The 16,884-nt window shown below is 72.7% G+C and carries 15 protein-coding genes and 1 pseudogene; 9 read left to right on the top strand and 7 right to left on the bottom strand.

Going from position 1 to position 16,884, the window contains the following annotated elements:
* Positions 1 to 72: 72 nt before the first annotated feature.
* Both ACZ63F_RS23455 and ACZ63F_RS23450 read left to right on the top strand, forming a co-directional pair.
* Positions 73 to 1,620 carry a helix-turn-helix domain-containing protein gene (locus ACZ63F_RS23455; protein WP_469713428.1) on the top strand — a complete coding sequence of 516 codons (1,548 nt, stop codon included), beginning with the start codon at positions 73 to 75 and terminating at the stop codon, positions 1,618 to 1,620.
* Positions 1,621 to 1,685: 65 nt separating this feature from the next.
* Positions 1,686 to 2,474, top strand: coding sequence for a phosphatase (locus tag ACZ63F_RS23450; RefSeq protein ID WP_469713426.1), 789 nt, complete (start codon positions 1,686 to 1,688; stop codon positions 2,472 to 2,474).
* A 107-nt stretch (positions 2,475 to 2,581) separates the two neighbouring features.
* Here the strand turns inward: ACZ63F_RS23450 and ACZ63F_RS23445 are convergent, their stop codons facing one another.
* The 5 genes and pseudogenes from ACZ63F_RS23445 to ACZ63F_RS23425 form a co-directional block, all read right to left on the bottom strand.
* Positions 2,582 to 2,911 (bottom strand): hypothetical protein, encoded by a 330-nt coding sequence (locus tag ACZ63F_RS23445; RefSeq protein WP_469713425.1) that lies wholly within the window; start codon positions 2,909 to 2,911, stop codon positions 2,582 to 2,584.
* Positions 2,912 to 3,264: 353 nt separating this feature from the next.
* Positions 3,265 to 3,469 (bottom strand): annotated as a pseudogene (locus ACZ63F_RS23440) (cation transporter); the annotation flags it as partial.
* Positions 3,466 to 4,338, bottom strand: coding sequence for an acyl-CoA thioesterase (locus tag ACZ63F_RS23435; protein WP_352359366.1), 873 nt, complete (start codon positions 4,336 to 4,338; stop codon positions 3,466 to 3,468). The pseudogene ACZ63F_RS23440 and the gene ACZ63F_RS23435, both read right to left, overlap by 4 nt.
* A 35-nt stretch (positions 4,339 to 4,373) precedes the next feature.
* Entirely contained in the window at positions 4,374 to 5,531 is a 1,158-nt protein-coding gene (locus tag ACZ63F_RS23430) for an acyl-CoA dehydrogenase family protein (RefSeq protein WP_294005894.1), read from the bottom strand.
* A gap of 820 nt (positions 5,532 to 6,351) precedes the next feature.
* Entirely contained in the window at positions 6,352 to 6,951 is a 600-nt protein-coding gene (locus ACZ63F_RS23425; protein WP_469713423.1) for an SACE_7040 family transcriptional regulator, read from the bottom strand.
* 87 nt (positions 6,952 to 7,038) lie between these two features.
* On the opposite strand from ACZ63F_RS23425, the gene ACZ63F_RS23420 reads away from it, so the two are divergent.
* The 4 genes from ACZ63F_RS23420 to ACZ63F_RS23405 are packed head-to-tail and all read left to right on the top strand — an operon-like array spanning position 7,039 to position 12,774.
* Complete coding sequence (locus ACZ63F_RS23420; protein ID WP_469713422.1) at positions 7,039 to 8,655, top strand: carboxyl transferase domain-containing protein; 1,617 nt, start codon at positions 7,039 to 7,041, stop codon at positions 8,653 to 8,655.
* Positions 8,656 to 8,666: 11 nt separating this feature from the next.
* On the top strand, positions 8,667 to 10,664 hold the full coding sequence (locus ACZ63F_RS23415; RefSeq protein ID WP_469713420.1) for an acetyl/propionyl/methylcrotonyl-CoA carboxylase subunit alpha: 1,998 nt from the start codon (positions 8,667 to 8,669) through the stop codon (positions 10,662 to 10,664).
* Entirely contained in the window at positions 10,661 to 11,608 is a 948-nt protein-coding gene (locus ACZ63F_RS23410) for a hydroxymethylglutaryl-CoA lyase (RefSeq protein WP_351958057.1), read from the top strand. The genes ACZ63F_RS23415 and ACZ63F_RS23410 overlap by 4 nt, the downstream gene beginning before the upstream one ends.
* Positions 11,609 to 11,613: 5 nt before the next feature.
* The gene (locus tag ACZ63F_RS23405) at positions 11,614 to 12,774 is read left to right on the top strand and encodes an acyl-CoA dehydrogenase family protein (protein ID WP_469713418.1); all 1,161 of its coding nucleotides are present in this window, start codon (positions 11,614 to 11,616) and stop codon (positions 12,772 to 12,774) included.
* Positions 12,775 to 12,794: 20 nt separating this feature from the next.
* Here ACZ63F_RS23405 and ACZ63F_RS23400 read toward each other — a convergent pair whose 3' ends face one another.
* Positions 12,795 to 14,459 (bottom strand): MFS transporter, encoded by a 1,665-nt coding sequence (locus ACZ63F_RS23400; RefSeq protein ID WP_469713417.1) that lies wholly within the window; start codon positions 14,457 to 14,459, stop codon positions 12,795 to 12,797.
* A gap of 108 nt (positions 14,460 to 14,567) precedes the next feature.
* Between ACZ63F_RS23400 and ACZ63F_RS23395 the strand changes: the two genes are divergently transcribed.
* A complete protein-coding gene (locus ACZ63F_RS23395) occupies positions 14,568 to 15,116 on the top strand; it encodes a winged helix-turn-helix transcriptional regulator (RefSeq protein ID WP_469713415.1) in 549 nt (182 codons plus the stop codon).
* A gap of 57 nt (positions 15,117 to 15,173) precedes the next feature.
* On the top strand, positions 15,174 to 15,704 hold the full coding sequence (locus tag ACZ63F_RS23390; protein WP_352359352.1) for a PaaI family thioesterase: 531 nt from the start codon (positions 15,174 to 15,176) through the stop codon (positions 15,702 to 15,704).
* 30 nt (positions 15,705 to 15,734) lie between these two features.
* Here ACZ63F_RS23390 and ACZ63F_RS23385 read toward each other — a convergent pair whose 3' ends face one another.
* On the bottom strand, positions 15,735 to 16,112 hold the full coding sequence (locus tag ACZ63F_RS23385) for a hypothetical protein (protein ID WP_469713414.1): 378 nt from the start codon (positions 16,110 to 16,112) through the stop codon (positions 15,735 to 15,737).
* Between the two features lie 140 nt (positions 16,113 to 16,252).
* On the opposite strand from ACZ63F_RS23385, the gene ACZ63F_RS23380 reads away from it, so the two are divergent.
* On the top strand, positions 16,253 to 16,795 hold the full coding sequence (locus ACZ63F_RS23380) for a DUF4262 domain-containing protein (protein WP_469713412.1): 543 nt from the start codon (positions 16,253 to 16,255) through the stop codon (positions 16,793 to 16,795).
* Positions 16,796 to 16,884 lie beyond the last annotated feature (89 nt).

Below are 16,884 nucleotides of genomic sequence, written 5' to 3'. Positions count from 1 at the left end.
GGTGGCCGTAAAGCGGCTGCGAAGTGTACGTTTCATCCATTCGAGCCGCACCGGATGGAGGAAACGCACACCATGCCGGATCCCGCGGTTCCCCCCACGCCACCCGTGCCCCTCGCCGCCCTGCTGGCCCGCGAGGACCTCGGTCTGCGCCGGATCGCCGGTCCTTGCGACCCCTCCCTGGTCATCCACGCGGCCCACACCTCGGAGATGGCGGACCCGTACCCGTACCTGCTGGGCGGCGAGCTGCTGCTGACGGCGGGCGTGCACATCCCGGACGCGGCGGGCTCGGGCACCTACTTCGACGACTACGTCTCGCGGATCGTCGCGGCGGGCGGCGCCGCCCTCGGCTTCGGGCTGGCCCCCGTGCACGACACGGTCCCGCGCGCCCTGGTCGAGGCCTGCGACAGCCACGGCCTCCCGCTCCTGGAGGTCCCGCCGCAGACCCCCTTCACCGCCGTCGCCCGCGCGGTCTGGCAGTTGCTGGCCCAGGCCCGCCTGACCGAACTGCGCCGCGTCACGGAGGCCCAGCAGAGCCTGGCCGCCGCCGCGGCCCGCCCCGACCCGGTGCCGTCGGTCCTGCGGCAGCTGGCCCAGCGGACGGGCGGCTGGACGGCCCTGTACGGCCCGGAGGGCACGGAGATCGCGTCGGCGGGCCGGCGCCCCGAACCACCGGTGACCACGTCCCTGGCCGAGCTCGCGCAGGTGGTCCGCCCCTCCGGCCCCGGCACCCCCACCTCCGCCACCCACGCCACCGCCGGCACCCACCTCGCCGCCTACACCCTCAGCACCGGCTTCGCACTCGGCATGGCCACCCCCAGCCGCGAACCGGGCGACCACACCATCGCCTCGGTCGCCACGGTCCTGCTCACCCTCCTCACCGGCGAACAGCAGAGCGGCTCGGGCGCGGCCCGCACCTCGGCGCTCGTACGGCTCCTGCTGGGCGGCACGGCGGAGGAGGTCGCGCCGCTGCTGGGCGGGGACGGCACCTGGCTCGTCGTGCACGCCTCGCCGGACCACCGACGGGACCTTCCCGCGCCCTCAGGGACGCGGGACCCGGTCGACATGCGGCTCCGCCGCGGGGCGCGACCGGCGCCCACGCACCCGCAGCCGCCCGACCTCCTGGCCGCCACCGCACTGGGCGCCGCACTGGGCTCGGCTCTCATCGACCCCGTAGGGGACATCGTCCAGCTCCTCGTCCCCGCCGGCCGGACCCTTCAGCCACAGCCCGGCTGGACCCTCGGCGTCAGCGCCCCCGCCCCCGCCCGGCAACTGGCCCTCGCCGGTACCCAGGCGGCACGCGCAATCGCCCGCGCCCGAGCGACCCGCACCCCCCTGGTCCGGCACGGCACCCGCCCCGCCCTCGACGACCTGGTTCCCCGCCGGGAGGCCCAGGCCCACGCCCGCGCCCTCCTCGGCCCCCTCGCGGAGCACCCCGCCCTCGTCGACACCCTGCGCACCTGGCTCTCCCTGCACGGCAGTTGGGACCGCACGGCGGTGGCCCTCTGCGTCCACCGCAACACCGTGCGGCAGCGCATCGCGCGGTGCGCGGCACTGCTCGGTGCCGAACTCGACGACCCGGACGTCCGGATGGAGCTGTGGTTCGCCCTCCGCCAGGAGTGAGTGACCCACGTCCCAGCGGGCGATACGCAGGGCGGACGCGCGGCGCCCTGCCTCACAATGGAGCCATGCCGATACCCGGGACGCCCAGCCGCGCCGAGCTCGTAGAGCACCTTGTGAAGACCCGTATCGCGGGCGATGTCGCCACCCCCCGCGAGAACAACCTGCTCCACTACCGCAAGCTGGCCAACGGCGAGCGCAACTGGTGGCTGGGACTGGAACTCGGCGACCGCTGGACCGACGAGCAGGACGTGCTGGCCGTGATGGCCGAGCGGGTCGGGGTGAACGACGACCCCGAGTACCGGTACGGCCAGGACACCATCGACCCGGAGCTGACCGTGGACGGCCTGGACCGGCTGGCGGCGCGGCTGCGCAAGGCGGCCGAGGGCCGCCAGCGGGTGCTGTTCGCGACCGGTCACCCGGGCGGCCTGCTGGACGTGCACCGGGCGACCGCGGCCGCCCTGCGCGGCGCCGGCTGCGAGATCGTGGTCGTCCCGGACGGTCTGCAGACGGACGAGGGGTACGTCATGCAGTTCGCCGACGTGGCCGTCCTCGAACACGGCGCGACGCTGTGGCACACGCACTCCGGGGAGCCGATGAAGGCCGTCCTGGGCGGCCTGGAGCGCGCGGGGCGGCCGCAGCCCGACCTGGTCGTCGCCGACCACGGCTGGGCCGGCTACGCGGCGCAGGCGGGCCTGGACTCGGTCGGGTACGCGGACTGCAACGACCCGGCGCTGTTCCTCGCCGAGTCGGAGGGCACCCTCCAGGTGGCCGTACCGCTGGACGACCATGTGCTCAGCCCGCGGTACTATGACCCGATGACCGCGTACCTGCTGGCCGCGGCGGGGCTGGCGTGACCCGATGTGCGCCGATGTGCGGCCCCCGGCAGCGGGAGCCGCACATCGTGGCCTGGCCCTAGACCCTTGGTGAGACCCTGGTTTCCCGGTCTGCTGTCGTCGGTCGCTCAGAACCCGATTCCGCCGAAGCCGAGGCCACCGAAGCCACCGAACCCGGCGGTGTAGCCGACGCCGACGACAGGGACGACCGCGACGGGGACGACCGCGACGGTGGCCGGGTAGTACCCGTAGCCGTAGCCGCCGTATCCGTACCGGCAGTTGAACCCCCCGCCGCGGAAGCCGTTGCAGCCGCCGAAGTTGCCGCCGGTGACGACGGACTGGTGAGTGGAGGCGGGAACCGCCGAAGCGGTACCCGCGGCGCCGATCGCGGCACCACCGGCCAGCAACAGGCCGGCGGCGGACATCGCGGCGAGACGCCTCGCGCGCTGTACTCGCATGGGAAATACCTTTCTGCCGGACTTACGTCCGCTACGCGGCACGTCCGCTATGCGGCACATGCATGGTGCGGCATTTCACTCATAGAGCTTAATTCGGGACAAAGACGACGGCCACCTCGGGCCGTCACCGCCCGTCATCGGCCCAGCTCACAGGCTCGAAATCGGGCCCGGGGCCGGAGCCGGAACCGGGGCCGGGGCCGGTTACGCGGCCGGCCCCGGAGTGGGGTCCGGACACAGCCCGGCGGCGGTGTCCGGCGGGGTGCCACCCGGCCGATCGCGGGGAACGCCGCCCGCAGCCGCTGCCCGGCCCGCCGGCACGCCCACTCGATCTCGGCCGCCGTCGACACGTCCCGGAAGTCCACCCCGGCGGCGAGCAGGGCCCAGACGTACCGCTCGGGGCCGTGGCCCAGCGGGCGCTCCTCGTCGGCCGGCTTCCCGCTGCGCGAGCGCGGTCCCGAGATCGGCGACGGCGGCGACGGTCACCGCGAAGGTGCTCTCGCCGCCGCCGTGCCGTGTCCTCGGGGCCTGCCGCGTCCCCGCTTGCGTCCCGCCCGTCAGTCTGCCCTGGGGACGCGGACCACACCCTCCTGGATCACGGAGATGGCGAGGGAACCGTCCTGCGTGTAGATCCGGGCCTGGCCGAGCCCGCGGCCGCCGTGCGCGGACGGCGACTCCTGGTCGTAGAGCAGCCACTCGTCGGCGCGGAACGGCCGGTGGAACCACATGGCGTGGTCGAGCGAGGCGCCCACCACGTCCCCGACCGCCCAGCCGCCACGGCCGTGCGCGAGCAGGACGGAGTCGAGGAGGGTCATGTCGGAGACGTACGTCGCGAGGACGACGTGCAGCAGCGGGTCGTCGTCGAGCTTGCCGTTCGTCCGGAACCACACCTGGCTGTGCGGCTCGCGGGGCTCGCCGTACTTGCCGAACGGCGGCTCCTCGACGTAGCGCAGGTCGATCGCCTCGCGGGCCTCCAGGAACTTCTCCACGACGGCCGGGTCGAGGTGGCCGTAGCCGCGGAAGCGGTCCGCCGAGGTGGGCAGGGTCGCCGGGTCGGGTGCGGCGGGCATCGGGGCCTGGTGGTCGAGACCCTCCTCGTCGAGCTGGAAGGAGGCCGACAGGGCGAAGATCGGCCGGCCGTGCTGGACGGCGACCGCGCGCCGGGTGGTGAAGGAGCGGCCGTCGCGGATGCGCTCGACGGTGTAGACGATGGGCGCGCCCGGGTCGCCGGGCCGCAGGAAGTACGCGTGCAGCGAGTGGGCGTGCCGGTCCGCCGGGACGGTGCGTCCGGCGGCGACCAGCGCCTGGGCCGCCACCTGTCCGCCGAAGACGCGCGGGACGACGGCGGAGCGGGACTGGCCGCGGAAGATGTTCTCCTCGATCTGCTCCAGGTCGAGCAGGTCGAGGAGATCACTTAGTGCCTGGTTCATGGCACCTTTTCTACTGGCGGGTTGTTGCGGCAGCCCTACAGGCCCATGTCCTTCGCGATGATCGTCTTCATGATCTCGCTGGTGCCACCGTAGATGCGGTTGACGCGGTTGTCCGCGTACAGGCGGGCGATCGGGTACTCGTTCATGAAGCCGTAGCCGCCGTGCAGCTGGAGGCAGCGGTCGATCACGCGGTGCGCGACCTCGGTGGTGAACAGCTTGGCGCTGGCGGCCTCGGCCGGGGTCAGCTCACCGGCGTCGAGCGCTTCCGTGGCCCGGTCGACGACGGCCTCGGCGGCGTCCACCTCGGCCTGGCAGGCGGCCAGCTCGAACTTGGTGTTCTGGAAGGCGGCGACGGGCTGGCCGAAGACCACCCGCTCCTGCACGTACTGCTTGGCGAACCGGACGGCGGCCTTGGCCTGCGCGTAGGCGCCGAAGGCGATGCCCCAGCGCTCGGAGGCGAGGTTGTGGCCGAGGTAGTAGAAGCCCTTGTTCTCCTCGCCGAGGAGGTCCTCGACGGGGACCTTGACGTCGACGAACGCGAGCTCGGCGGTGTCGGAGGTCTTGAGACCGAGCTTGTCGAGCTTCCGCCCGACCGAATACCCCTCCGCCTTCGTGTCGACCACGAAGAGCGAGATCCCGTGCCGGCGGTCTTCCTTGGTCGGCGCGGAGGTCCGGGCGCACACGATCATCCGGTCGGCGTGCACGCCGCCCGTGATGAAGGTCTTGGCGCCGTTGAGGACGTAGTGCGTGCCGTCCTCGCTGAGCTTGGCGGTGGTCTTCATGCCCGCGAGGTCGGAACCGGTGCCCGGCTCGGTCATCGCGATCGCCCACATCTCCTCGCCGGAGACGAACTTAGGCAGGTACCGCTTCTTCTGCTCGTCCGTCGCCAGCAGCTTTATGTACGGCAGGCCGAGCAGCACGTGCACGCCGGAACCGCCGAAGGCGACGCCCGCACGGGCGGTCTCCTCGTACAGGACGGCCTCGAACTTGTAGGAGTCGATGCCGGCGCCGCCGTACTCCTCGTCGACGCGGATACCGAAGACGCCGAGCTCGGCGAGCTTGTAGTAGAAGTCACGGGGGGCCTGGCCAGCGGCGAACCACTCGTCGTACACCGGTACGACCTCGGCCTCGATGAAGGCGCGGATGGTCTCCCGGAACGCCTCGTGATCCTCGTCGAACAACGTACGGCGCACGGCCGCCACCTCCACGGACTTCGGCATGTCTAAGCGCTTGCTCAGACACCCACGGTACCGGCGGGTAGGCCGACGGGTCCAGGCCACGAGGGGGAACGACCGGGGTAACGCTCGTCACGCCGCCCGTCGCGTCGGGAAGAGCGCGCGGCATTTCGACCGGCGGTGGTGGCGGCCGACGTGAAGGGGCGCGGGGAACTGCGCGCCGAGCCCCCACCGGCCGGTCTGGCACCGCCGGGCACCGGCGTGGTGGCAGGGCGCCGCTGCGGCGGGGCGGGGGGAGGCCGCGGGTATGAGGGAGCGGCGGGATGTGAGGGGACCGGCGGGGCGTTTCGATCGGCGGTGGGGCAGCCGACGTAAGGGGGCGCGGGGAACTGCGCGGCGAGCCCCCACCGGCCCGCGGGTGCCCACTGCCCGGTCTGGCACCGCCGGGCACCGGCGTGGTGGCTGGGCGCCGTTGCGGCGAGGCCGTGGATGTGAAGGAGCGGCGGGATGTGAGGGACCGGCGGGGCGTTGCAACCGGCGGTGGACCAGCCGACGCAAAGGGGCGCGGGGAACTGCGCGACGAGCCCCCACCGGCCCGCAGGCGCCCACTCCCCGGCTCGGCACCGCCGGATACCGCCGTTGCGACGGGGCGAGTAGAGGCCGCGCGAGGGACCGGCGGGGCGTTTCGACCGGCGGTGGGGCAGCCGACACAAAGGGGCGCGGGGAACTGCACGGCGAGCCCCCACCGGCCCGCAGGCGCCCACTGCCTGGCTCGGCACCGTCGGTGCGGCGGGGCAGGGGTGCGGTCAGTGGGCGGGGGCGGTGTCGTAGCTCGCCCTCACTCCCCCGCCGCCGCCTCGAACGCGCCCCTCGCCATGCGGTGGAGCAGGATCGCGGTCGCGCCGCGGCCGGGGAGGGAACCCGGTCGGCCCAAATGCGGGGTGGAGTTCAGGAGGCCGAAGACGGAGTGGACCGCGGAGCGGGCGGCCGGCTCCGGGAGCGCCGGGTAGACGCCGCGGACCACCTCCACCCACAGCTCGACGTACTGCCGCTGCAGCTGCCGCACCAGCTTGCGGTCGCTGTCGCGCAAGCGGTCCAGCTCCCGGTCGTGCAGGGTGATCAGTGGACGGTCGTCGAGGGCGAAGTCGATGTGGCCCTCGATGAGGGAGTCCAGGACCGCCGAGGGCCCGGTGTCGCCGTCGGCCTCCGCCAGGCGGCGCTTGGCCCCCGTCAGCAACTGCCCGCTGATCCCCACCAGCAGCTCCGCGAGCATCGCGTCCTTGCCCGCGAAGTGCCGGTAGAGACCGGGCCCGCTGATGCCGACCGCGGCCCCTATCTCGTCCACGCCGACACCGTGGAAGCCGCGCTCGGCGAAGAGCCGGGCGGCCTCCTTGAGGATCTGCTCGCGGCGCGTCGGGGCGTCGGTTCTCGTGACCATGAAGGCAATTCTAGACAGGGAGGTTAGCGGTCGTTAACCTGGAGGAAATGCGTTAACGCTCATTAACAAGAATGAGGGGTTCGCGGCATGGACCAGGCACCGGAGCTGACGAGCGCGGCGGACCCCGCGTCGGAGGCCTTTCGGGCCAACGAGGAGGCGCATCGCGTCCTCGTCGAGGAGCTGCGCGGCAAGCTCGCCGCGGCCGCGCTCGGCGGCGGCGAGAAGGCGCGGGCCCGGCACACCGCGCGCGGCAAGCTGCTGCCCAGGGACCGGGTGGACACCCTCCTCGACCCCGGCTCCCCCTTCCTGGAGCTGGCCCCGCTCGCCGCCGACGGCATGTACGACGGGGCGGCCCCGGCGGCCGGCGTGATCGCCGGGATCGGCCGGGTCAGCGGCCGCGAGTGCGTGATCGTCGCCAACGACGCCACGGTCAAGGGCGGCACGTACTACCCGATGACCGTGAAGAAGCACCTGCGCGCACAGGAGGTGGCCCTCGACAACCGGCTGCCGTGCGTGTACCTGGTCGACTCCGGCGGCGCCTTCCTCCCCATGCAGGACGAGGTCTTCCCGGACCGCGACCACTTCGGGCGGATCTTCTACAACCAGGCCCGGATGTCGGCGGCCGGCATCCCGCAGATCGCCGCGGTCCTCGGGTCGTGCACGGCGGGCGGGGCGTACGTCCCGGCGATGAGCGACGAGGCGGTCATCGTCAGGAACCAGGGGACGATCTTCCTGGGCGGCCCCCCGCTGGTGAAGGCGGCCACCGGTGAGGTCGTCACCGCCGAGGAGCTGGGCGGCGGCGAGGTGCACTCCCGCGTCTCCGGCGTCACCGACCACCTCGCCGAGGACGACGCGCACGCGCTCAGGATCGTCCGGAACATCGCCGCCACCCTCCCGGCCCGGCGCGCCCTTCCCTGGGAGGTCGCGCCCGTCACCGAGCCCAAGGTCGACCCCTACGGCCTCTACGGCGCCGTCCCCGTCGACTCGCGCACCCCCTACGACGTCCGCGAGATCATCGCGCGGGTCGTCGACGGCTCCCGGTTCGCCGAGTTCAAGGCCGAGTTCGGGCAGACCCTGGTCACCGGCTTCGCCCGCATCCACGGCCACCCGGTCGGCATCGTCGCCAACAACGGCATCCTCTTCTCCGAGTCCGCCCAGAAGGGCGCCCACTTCATCGAGCTGTGCGACCAGCGCGGCATCCCGCTCGTCTTCCTGCAGAACATCTCCGGCTTCATGGTCGGCAGGGACTACGAGGCCGGCGGCATCGCCAAGCACGGCGCGAAGATGGTCACGGCGGTGGCCTGCACGCGGGTGCCGAAGCTGACGGTGGTGGTCGGCGGCTCGTACGGCGCCGGGAACTACTCCATGTGCGGCCGGGCCTACTCCCCCCGCTTCCTGTGGATGTGGCCCAACGCCAAGATCTCCGTCATGGGCGGCGAGCAGGCCGCGTCCGTGCTGGCGACGGTCAAGCGGGACCAGCTGGAGGCCCGGGGGGAGTCCTGGGCCGCCGAGGACGAGGAGGCCTTCAAGGCACCCGTCCGCGCCCAGTACGAGCGGCAGGGCAGCGCCTACTACGCGACCGCCCGCCTGTGGGACGACGGGGTCATCGACCCCCTCGACACCCGGCAGGTGCTGGGACTGGCCCTGACGGCCTGTGGCAACGCGCCGCTGGGTGAACCCCGGTTCGGCGTCTTCCGGATGTGAGGAGGGGACTCGTGTTCGACACCGTACTCGTGGCCAACCGGGGCGAGATCGCCGTCCGGGTCATCCGTACGCTGCGGTCGCTGGGCGTGCGCTCGGTGGCCGTGTACTCCGACGCCGACGTGGACGCGCGGCACGTCCGGGAGGCCGACACCGCGGTCCGGATCGGTCCGGCGCCGGCGGGCGAGAGCTATCTGTCCGTGGCGCGGCTGCTGGAGGCGGCCGCGGCCGGCGGTGCCCAGGCGGTCCACCCGGGGTACGGCTTCCTCGCCGAGAACGCGGCCTTCGCCCGGGCCTGCGAGGAGGCCGGGCTGGTCTTCATCGGCCCGCCCGCGGATGCCATCGCGCTGATGGGCGACAAGATCCGCGCCAAGGAGACGGTGGCCGCGGCCGGGGTGCCGGTGGTGCCCGGCGGCCGTGACCCCGAACTCGCCGAGGCCGTCCGCGCGTTGGGGGCGCCCGTGCTCCTCAAGCCGTCCGCGGGCGGCGGCGGCAAGGGCATGCGGCTGGTGCGCGACTTGACCCTGCTGGACGAGGAGATCGCCGCCGCCCGCCGCGAGGCCCGCGCCTCCTTCGGCGACGACACCCTCCTCGTCGAGCGGTGGGTCGACCGTCCCCGGCACATCGAGATCCAGGTCCTGGCCGACGGCCACGGCAACGTCGTCCACCTCGGTGAGCGCGAGTGCTCGCTCCAGCGCCGCCACCAGAAGGTGATCGAGGAGGCGCCCAGCGTGCTCCTCGACGAGGCGACGCGGGCGGCGATGGGCGAGGCCGCGGTACAGGCGGCGCGCTCGTGCGGGTACGTCGGCGCGGGCACGGTGGAGTTCATCGTGCCGGGCGGCGACCCTTCGTCGTACTACTTCATGGAGATGAACACCCGCCTCCAGGTGGAGCACCCCGTCACCGAGCTCGTCACCGGCCTCGACCTGGTGGAGTGGCAGCTGCGGGTGGCGGCCGGGGAGCGGCTCGGGTTCGCGCAGGAGGACGTCCGCCTGACCGGGCACGCGGTCGAGGCCCGGATCTGCGCCGAGGACCCGGCGCGCGGCTTCCTGCCCACCGGCGGCACGGTGCTGCTGCTGCGCGAACCGCAGGGCGACGGCGTCCGCACCGACTCCGGGCTCAGCGAGGGCTCCGAGGTCGGCAGCCTGTACGACCCGATGCTGTCCAAGGTGATCGCGTACGGCCCGGACCGGGAGACCGCGCTCCGGAAGCTGCGCGGTGCCCTCGCGGAGACGGTCACCCTCGGCGTGCAGACCAATGCGGGTTTCCTGCGCCGCCTCCTTGCCCATCCGGCGGTGGTGGCGGGCGAGTTGGACACCGGCCTGGTCGAGCGGGTGGTGGACGGCCTGGTCACCGGCGACGTACCGGACGAGGTGTACGAGGCGGCGGCGGCCGTACGCCTGGAGGCGCTGCGGCCGGTCACGGCCAACGGCAACGTGGCGAGCGGCGTCGCGGCGACCGGCGTCGCGGCGACCGGCACCGGGGCGAACGGCGTCGCGGCGGACGGGCGCTGGACAGACCCCTTCTCGGTGCCCAGCGGCTGGCGCCTGGGCGGTACTCCCAAGCCGGTCGGCTTCCACCTCCGGGTGCAGGACCCGGTGGAGTACGCCCCGCGCGGCACGCACACCGTCACCGCCGACCGCGTGTCGGTCACCCTGGACGGCGTCCGGCACACCTTCCACCGCGCCGCCGACTGGCTCGGCCGCGGCGGCGACGCCTGGCAGGTCCGTGACCACGACCCGGTCGCCGCCTCGCTGAACCGCACCGCGCACGCCGGCGCCGACTCCCTCACCGCGCCCATGCCCGGCACGGTGACCGTCGTGAAGGTCGCCGTCGGGGACGAGGTCACCGCCGGGCAGAGCCTGCTGGTGGTGGAGGCGATGAAGATGGAGCACGTCATCTCCGCCCCGCACGCCGGCACGGTCGCCGAACTCGACGTGAAGCCCGGCGCCACGGTCGCCATGGACCAGGTGCTGGCCGTGATCGCCCCGCACGAGGAGGAGACGGCATGACCGCCCCGGAGAGCGCCCTCCCCATGGTCGTACCGGCCACCGATCTGCCCGCCCGGGTCCGGATCCACGAGGTCGGTGCCCGCGACGGCCTGCAGAACGAGAAGACGGCCGTACCGACCTCGGTGAAGGCCGAGTTCGTGCACCGCCTGGCGGACGCGGGCCTGACGACGATCGAGGCGACCAGCTTCGTGCACCCGAAGTGGGTGCCCCAACTGGCGGACGCGGAGGACCTGTTCCCGCAGCTCGCCGATCTCCGGGGCGTCGCCCTCCCGGTCCTCGTCCCCAACCAGCGCGGCCTGGACCGGGCCCTGACCCTCGGCGCCCGCCGGGTAGCCGTCTTCGCCAGCGCCACCGAGTCCTTCGCCAAGGCCAACCTCAACCGCTCGCTGGACGAGTCGCTGGCCGTCTTCGACCCGGTCGTCCGGCAGGCGAAGGACGCGGACGTGCACGTCCGCGGCTACGTGTCGATGTGCTTCGGCGACCCCTGGGAGGGCGCCGTCCCGTTCCACCAGGTGGTCCGGGTCTGCAAGGCGCTGCGCGACATGGGCTGCGACGAGCTGAGCCTCGGCGACACGATCGGGGTCGCCACTCCGGGCCATGTCCTGGAGCTGCTGTCCCTGCTCAACGAGGAGGGCGTGCCGACGAACGTCATCGGCGTGCACTTCCACGACACCTACGGCCAGGCGCTCGCCAACACCTACGCGGCCCTGGAACACGGCGTGACGACGATCGACGCGTCCGCCGGCGGACTCGGCGGCTGCCCGTACGCCAAGTCCGCCACCGGCAACCTCGCCACCGAGGACCTGGTCTGGATGCTCCGGGGCCTCGGCATCGAGACCGGGGTAGACCTCGGCAAACTCACCGCCACCAGCGTGTGGATGGCCGAACAACTGGGCCGACCCAGCCCGTCCCGTACCGTCCGCGCCCTCTCCCACCAGGAGTGACGACCATGGACCACCGCCTCTCCCCCGAACTGGAAGAACTCCGCCGTACGGTGGAGGAGTTCGCGCACGACGTCGTGGCGCCGAAGATCGGCGACTTCTACGAACGGCACGAGTTCCCGTACGAGATCGTCCGCGAGATGGGCCGCATGGGCCTGTTCGGCCTGCCGTTCCCCGAGGAGTACGGCGGCATGGGCGGCGACTACCTGGCCCTCGGCATCGCCCTGGAGGAGCTGGCCCGCGTCGACTCGTCGGTGGCGATCACGCTGGAGGCCGGGGTCTCCCTGGGCGCCATGCCGATCCACCTCTTCGGGACGGAGGAGCAGAAGCGCGAGTGGCTGCCGAGGCTCTGCGCCGGGGAGATCCTGGGCGCGTTCGGGCTGACGGAACCGGACGGCGGCAGCGACGCCGGCGCCACCCGCACCACGGCCCGCCTCGACCCGGCCACCGGCGAGTGGGTGATCAACGGCAGCAAGTGCTTCATCACCAACTCGGGCACGGACATCACGGGGTTGGTGACGGTCACCGCGGTCACCGGCCGCAAGCCCGACGGCAAGCCGCAGATCTCGTCGATCATCGTCCCCTCCGGCACCCCGGGCTTCACGGTCGCCGCCCCCTACTCCAAGGTCGGCTGGAACGCCTCCGACACCCGCGAGCTGTCCTTCGCCGACGTCCGGGTGCCGGCCGCCAACCTGCTCGGCGCGGAGGGCCGCGGCTACGCCCAGTTCCTGCGCATCCTCGACGAGGGCCGCATCGCCATCGCGGCCCTGGCCACCGGCCTGGCCCAGGGCTGCGTCGACGAGTCGGTGAAGTACGCGAAGGAGCGGCACGCCTTCGGCAGGCCCATCGGCGCCAACCAGGCCATCCAGTTCAAGATCGCGGACATGGAGATGAAGGCCCACACGGCCCGCCTGGCCTGGCGCGACGCGGCCTCCCGCCTGGTGGCCGGCGAGCCCTTCAAGAAGGAGGCGGCCCTCGCCAAGCTGTACTCCTCGACGATCGCCGTCGACAACGCCCGCGACGCCACCCAGGTCCACGGCGGCTACGGCTTCATGAACGAGTACCCGGTGGCCCGCATGTGGCGCGACTCCAAGATCCTGGAGATCGGGGAGGGGACGAGCGAGGTGCAGCGCATGTTGATCGCGCGGGAGCTGGGCCTGGTGAGCTGAGGCCGGCGAGTCCGCGCGCGTCAGGTCGCGGTGGCGGTGCCGGTACCGGCGCCGCTGCCACTGCCACTGCCGCTCCCGGTGCCGGTGATGTGGTGCGGCCGGTTGCGTATCAGCAGGGCCGAGACCACGGCCGCGCACAGGAACACGGCGGCGACGACGGTCATGCCGACGTGGACGCCGGAGGTGAAGGCGTCGCCGACCGCGGCGGTCACGTCGGGCGGGGTCGCCCCGTGACCGCCGGTGCCCGTGGAGACGGCGTGCTCGACGGCGGGCCAGGCCGCCCGGGGGACGTGGTGGGCGTCGAGCCGGCCGGGCAGCCGGGACTGCAGCCGGCTCGCGAGCAGGGCGCCGAGCAGGGCGGAGCCGGTGACGGAGCCGATCTGCCGGAAGGCGTTGACGGCTCCGGAAGCCATGCCGGCGTGTTCGTGGGAGACGCTGACCAGGGCGGCGGCGGTGCTCGGCGCGGCCACCATCCCGGACGCGGCGCCGAAGAGCACGTACAGCCACCACACCCGGCCGTAGGAGGTGGCCGGATCCAGCGTGGTGGCGAACCCGGCCGTGGCCGCGGCCCCGACGAGGAAGCCCACGGTGAGCGGGAGCTTGAAGCCGGTACGGCGGATCACGCGCCCGGTCGCGTAGGCGACGACGACGTAGACGCCGAAGAAGGCCAGCAGCCGCCAGCCCACGTCCAGGGCGGAGAGCTGCTGGACGCGCTCGTAGAAGAGCACCGAGAGGATGGCCACTCCGGTGAATCCGAACAGGGAGACGGCCGCGACGAACATGACGGCGCTGAACGACGCCGACCGGAACAGGCTCATGTCCAGCATGGGGGTGCGGGCGGCCCGCTCGACGAGGACGAAGCCGCTCAGGGCAGCGGCCGCGACGACCCAGGCGGCGATGATCCGGGGGCTGGTGTAGCCGTCGTGCCCGCCTTCGATGAGGGCGTAGACGAGGGCGGCGATGCCGAGGGCGGCCAGCACCTGGCCCGGTATGTCCAGCTTGCCGGCGGGGCCGCGCGACTCGGCGACGAAGACGGCGGCGGCCATGGTGACGACCGCGAGGGCGGCGGTCGACAGGAAGACCGTGTTCCAGTGGAAGTGGTCCAGCAGGGTGCCGGCGATCAGCGGTCCGGCGGCGAGTCCGATGCCGGAGGCGGCCGCCCAGGCGGTGACGACCTCGGTGCGCCGGTGGGGGTCCGGGAAGGCGGCGCCCAGGATGGCCAGGCTGTTGGGCAGGATGAGGGCGCCGCCGAGGCCGGAGACGAGCTGGCCGGCGATGACGCCCGCCGTCGACCCCGAGGCGTAGACGGTGAGCGACCCGGCGATCATGACCGCGGCCCCGGCCAGGAACGCGCGCTTACGGCCGTAGAGGTTGCCGATGGTGCCCGCGGACATCACCAGGCTGGCCACGAGCAGGGTGTACGCGGAGGGGATCCAGACGAGGCCGGTCGGGGAGACGTGCAGGTCGTCCTGGATGGCCGACAGCGCCGACACCGAGGCGGTGATCAGCAGGAAGGTCGTCATGGCGCCCAGGCACATCGCGACGAGGGTGAGCGCCGCCGCACGCCGGGAGGGCTGGCTCTGGCGGGAGTTCTGGTGAGAGTTCTGGTGGGAGGGGGGCCGGTCGCCGGGCTGCCGGTCGGTCGGCTTGAGCCGGCCCGGGGCGGGGGAAGGGGTGGAAGCCATCGAGTCCTCGTCTCGGCCGAGCTGCGGGCAGCGGGCAGCAGCGCCCGTGACGACCCGAGCTGACTTACGATTGCAGAAGTCAGCTGTGACGCTATAGGCTGACTTCGCATGAGGCAAGTCAGATGGAGGGTGGAGGTCGGAGAGATGACGGACCTGCTGCGGGAACGGGACGCCTGGTCCATGGCCAACTGCTCCGTCGCCCGGACCCTGGAGGTCGCCGGCAACAGGACGGCGATGCTGATCATGCGCGAGGCGTTCTTCGGCACCCGCCGGTTCGACGACTTCGCCCGGCGGGTGGGCATCGGCGAACCCGCCGCCTCGGCGCGTCTGAAGGAACTCACCACCGCCGGGCTCCTGGAACGCGTGCCCTACCAGGAACCCGGCCAGCGGACCCGGTACGCCTACCGGCTGACCGAGAAGGGACGGGACTTCCTGCCCGTCCTCACGGCGTTGCGGCAGTGGGGCGACACCTGGGCCACGGACGAACAGGGCCCACCGGTGGTCGTACGCCACCGCGACTGCGGCGCCGCGGTGCACGCGGTGCTGCGCTGCGACGACGGCCACGACGTGCAGCTCGGCGAATCGCTCGTCGACGCCGGCCCGGGTCTCATCCGCGTAGCCCCGCCTGCTCCCGACGCCGCCCCCGACGGCGACTGAGACATCCGGCGGGACGACCACGGTGGCGCCCGCGCTCACCCACCACGAGGAGTTGCCTTGACGCTCGACTTCCACCCCGGGCAGGACCCCAGGTCACGTACGTTCGGCTGGGAGGACCCCGCGATATCCGCCGGCGCCGTCCCGGACCACAGCGGCCTCGGCTTCCTCCGCGAGATCCTGGCCGGCCGCCTGCCCGCCCCGCCGATCGCCGCCACCCTCGGTTTCAGCCTCGAGGAGGCCGAGTACGGCCGGGCGGTCTTCGCCCTGGTGCCGGGCGAGGAGCACTACAACCCGATCGGCAGCGTCCACGGCGGCGTCTACGCCACGCTCCTCGACTCCGCGGCCGGCTGCGCGGTCCAGTCCGTACTCCCCCAGGGCACCGGCTACACCTCCATCGACCTGACCCTGAAGTTCCTGCGCCCGGTCACCGTCGACACCGGCAAGGTCCGCGCCATCGGCACCGTCCTCAACAGCGGCCGCCGCACCGCCCTCGCCCAGGCGGAACTCCGCGACTCCGAGGACCGGTTGCTGGCCCATGCGACCAGCAGCTGCATGCTCTTCCCGGTTACGGGACGCCAGGGCACGTAAGCCTGGGGAACGGTGTCCGGGACCCCTTCATCAGTCCGGCAGACAGGCGCGGAACCGGTGGAGCAGTTCGAGTGCGGCAGGGCTCTCCGCGTCGAAGGTCTGGCCCCGCTGGTCGGCAGGAAGACCCGGCGCCCAGACACGGGCGCCGTGGCAGCGGAAGCAGAAGGCGATCTCGAAAAGCGGACCGGCGATGCCGTGCGCCCGGATTCCCCAGCCCGGGAGGAAGCAACGGTACGGCTCGCTTCCTGGAAGGCCGGTGATCAGGGACAGGGCCTGCTGGGCCTGGTCCCCCTCCCAGATCGCGACGGTGTCGCCGTCCAGGTCCTCCGAACCGAGGTGCCGGACGGGGTCGGTGATGCGGACGACCTCGACGAGTTCGGTCTTCCCCTGGGCCGGTGGGAGCAGCATGCCCCCAGCCTCTCACCGACGGCGCCTGGACACCGGGCAGGCCACCGCAGACTGCTCCGGCCGTTCGGCCCAGCGCCGTAGGCCGGTCCGCGAGCGGCTCCTCGGACAGCCCGGACTCCGGGTTGATCTACCCTCTCCTGGTGGACGACTCCCCCTGCCTCTGCATCCTCTGCGAACCGCCCCCGGACGGCCCGGCCTTCGAAGAACGGGACAGCCGAATAGCCAGGAGTGTCACCGACTTCGGCTGGCACGTCATGGGTGTGGGCGCCGGCGGCGACGCACCCGCGGACTGGGCGTACTCCATCGGGCTGTGGCACACGCTGCGCAGTCCCGAGGTCTGCGTCTTCGGCCTGCGGACGGACGTCGCCATGCCCGTCGTGAACGCGGCCGGGGCCGGAATCCGCGGTGGTCTTCCACTAAAGCCGGACCAGCGCAGGGACGACGTCCTCAACGGCTACGACGTCGCCGTCCGGCCTGTCCACCCCAGCTGGTACCGGGACTTCTTCGGCGCCGGCATCGACTTCTGCCAGGCCCCTCCGTGGCCCGTCACGCAGTTGTTCTGGCCCGACAAGTCCGGACGCTTCCCCTGGGAGGACGGCGTGACCGACTACTGCCGCACGAGTCAACCACTGCTCTGGATCCCGAAGTCCGACACGGAGGGACCGTGGTCGCAGGTCACTTGAGGATCACCCGTGCTCCCTCCCGCACACATCGCACCGAGGGCAGCACCTTCTGATCCGTGGCTCAACGCCCCGCGGATGTCAGTGGCCTC

The organism is Streptomyces sp. NPDC104761, from assembly GCF_055583445.1.
This window is presented reverse-complemented; position numbering and strand designations above follow the sequence as displayed.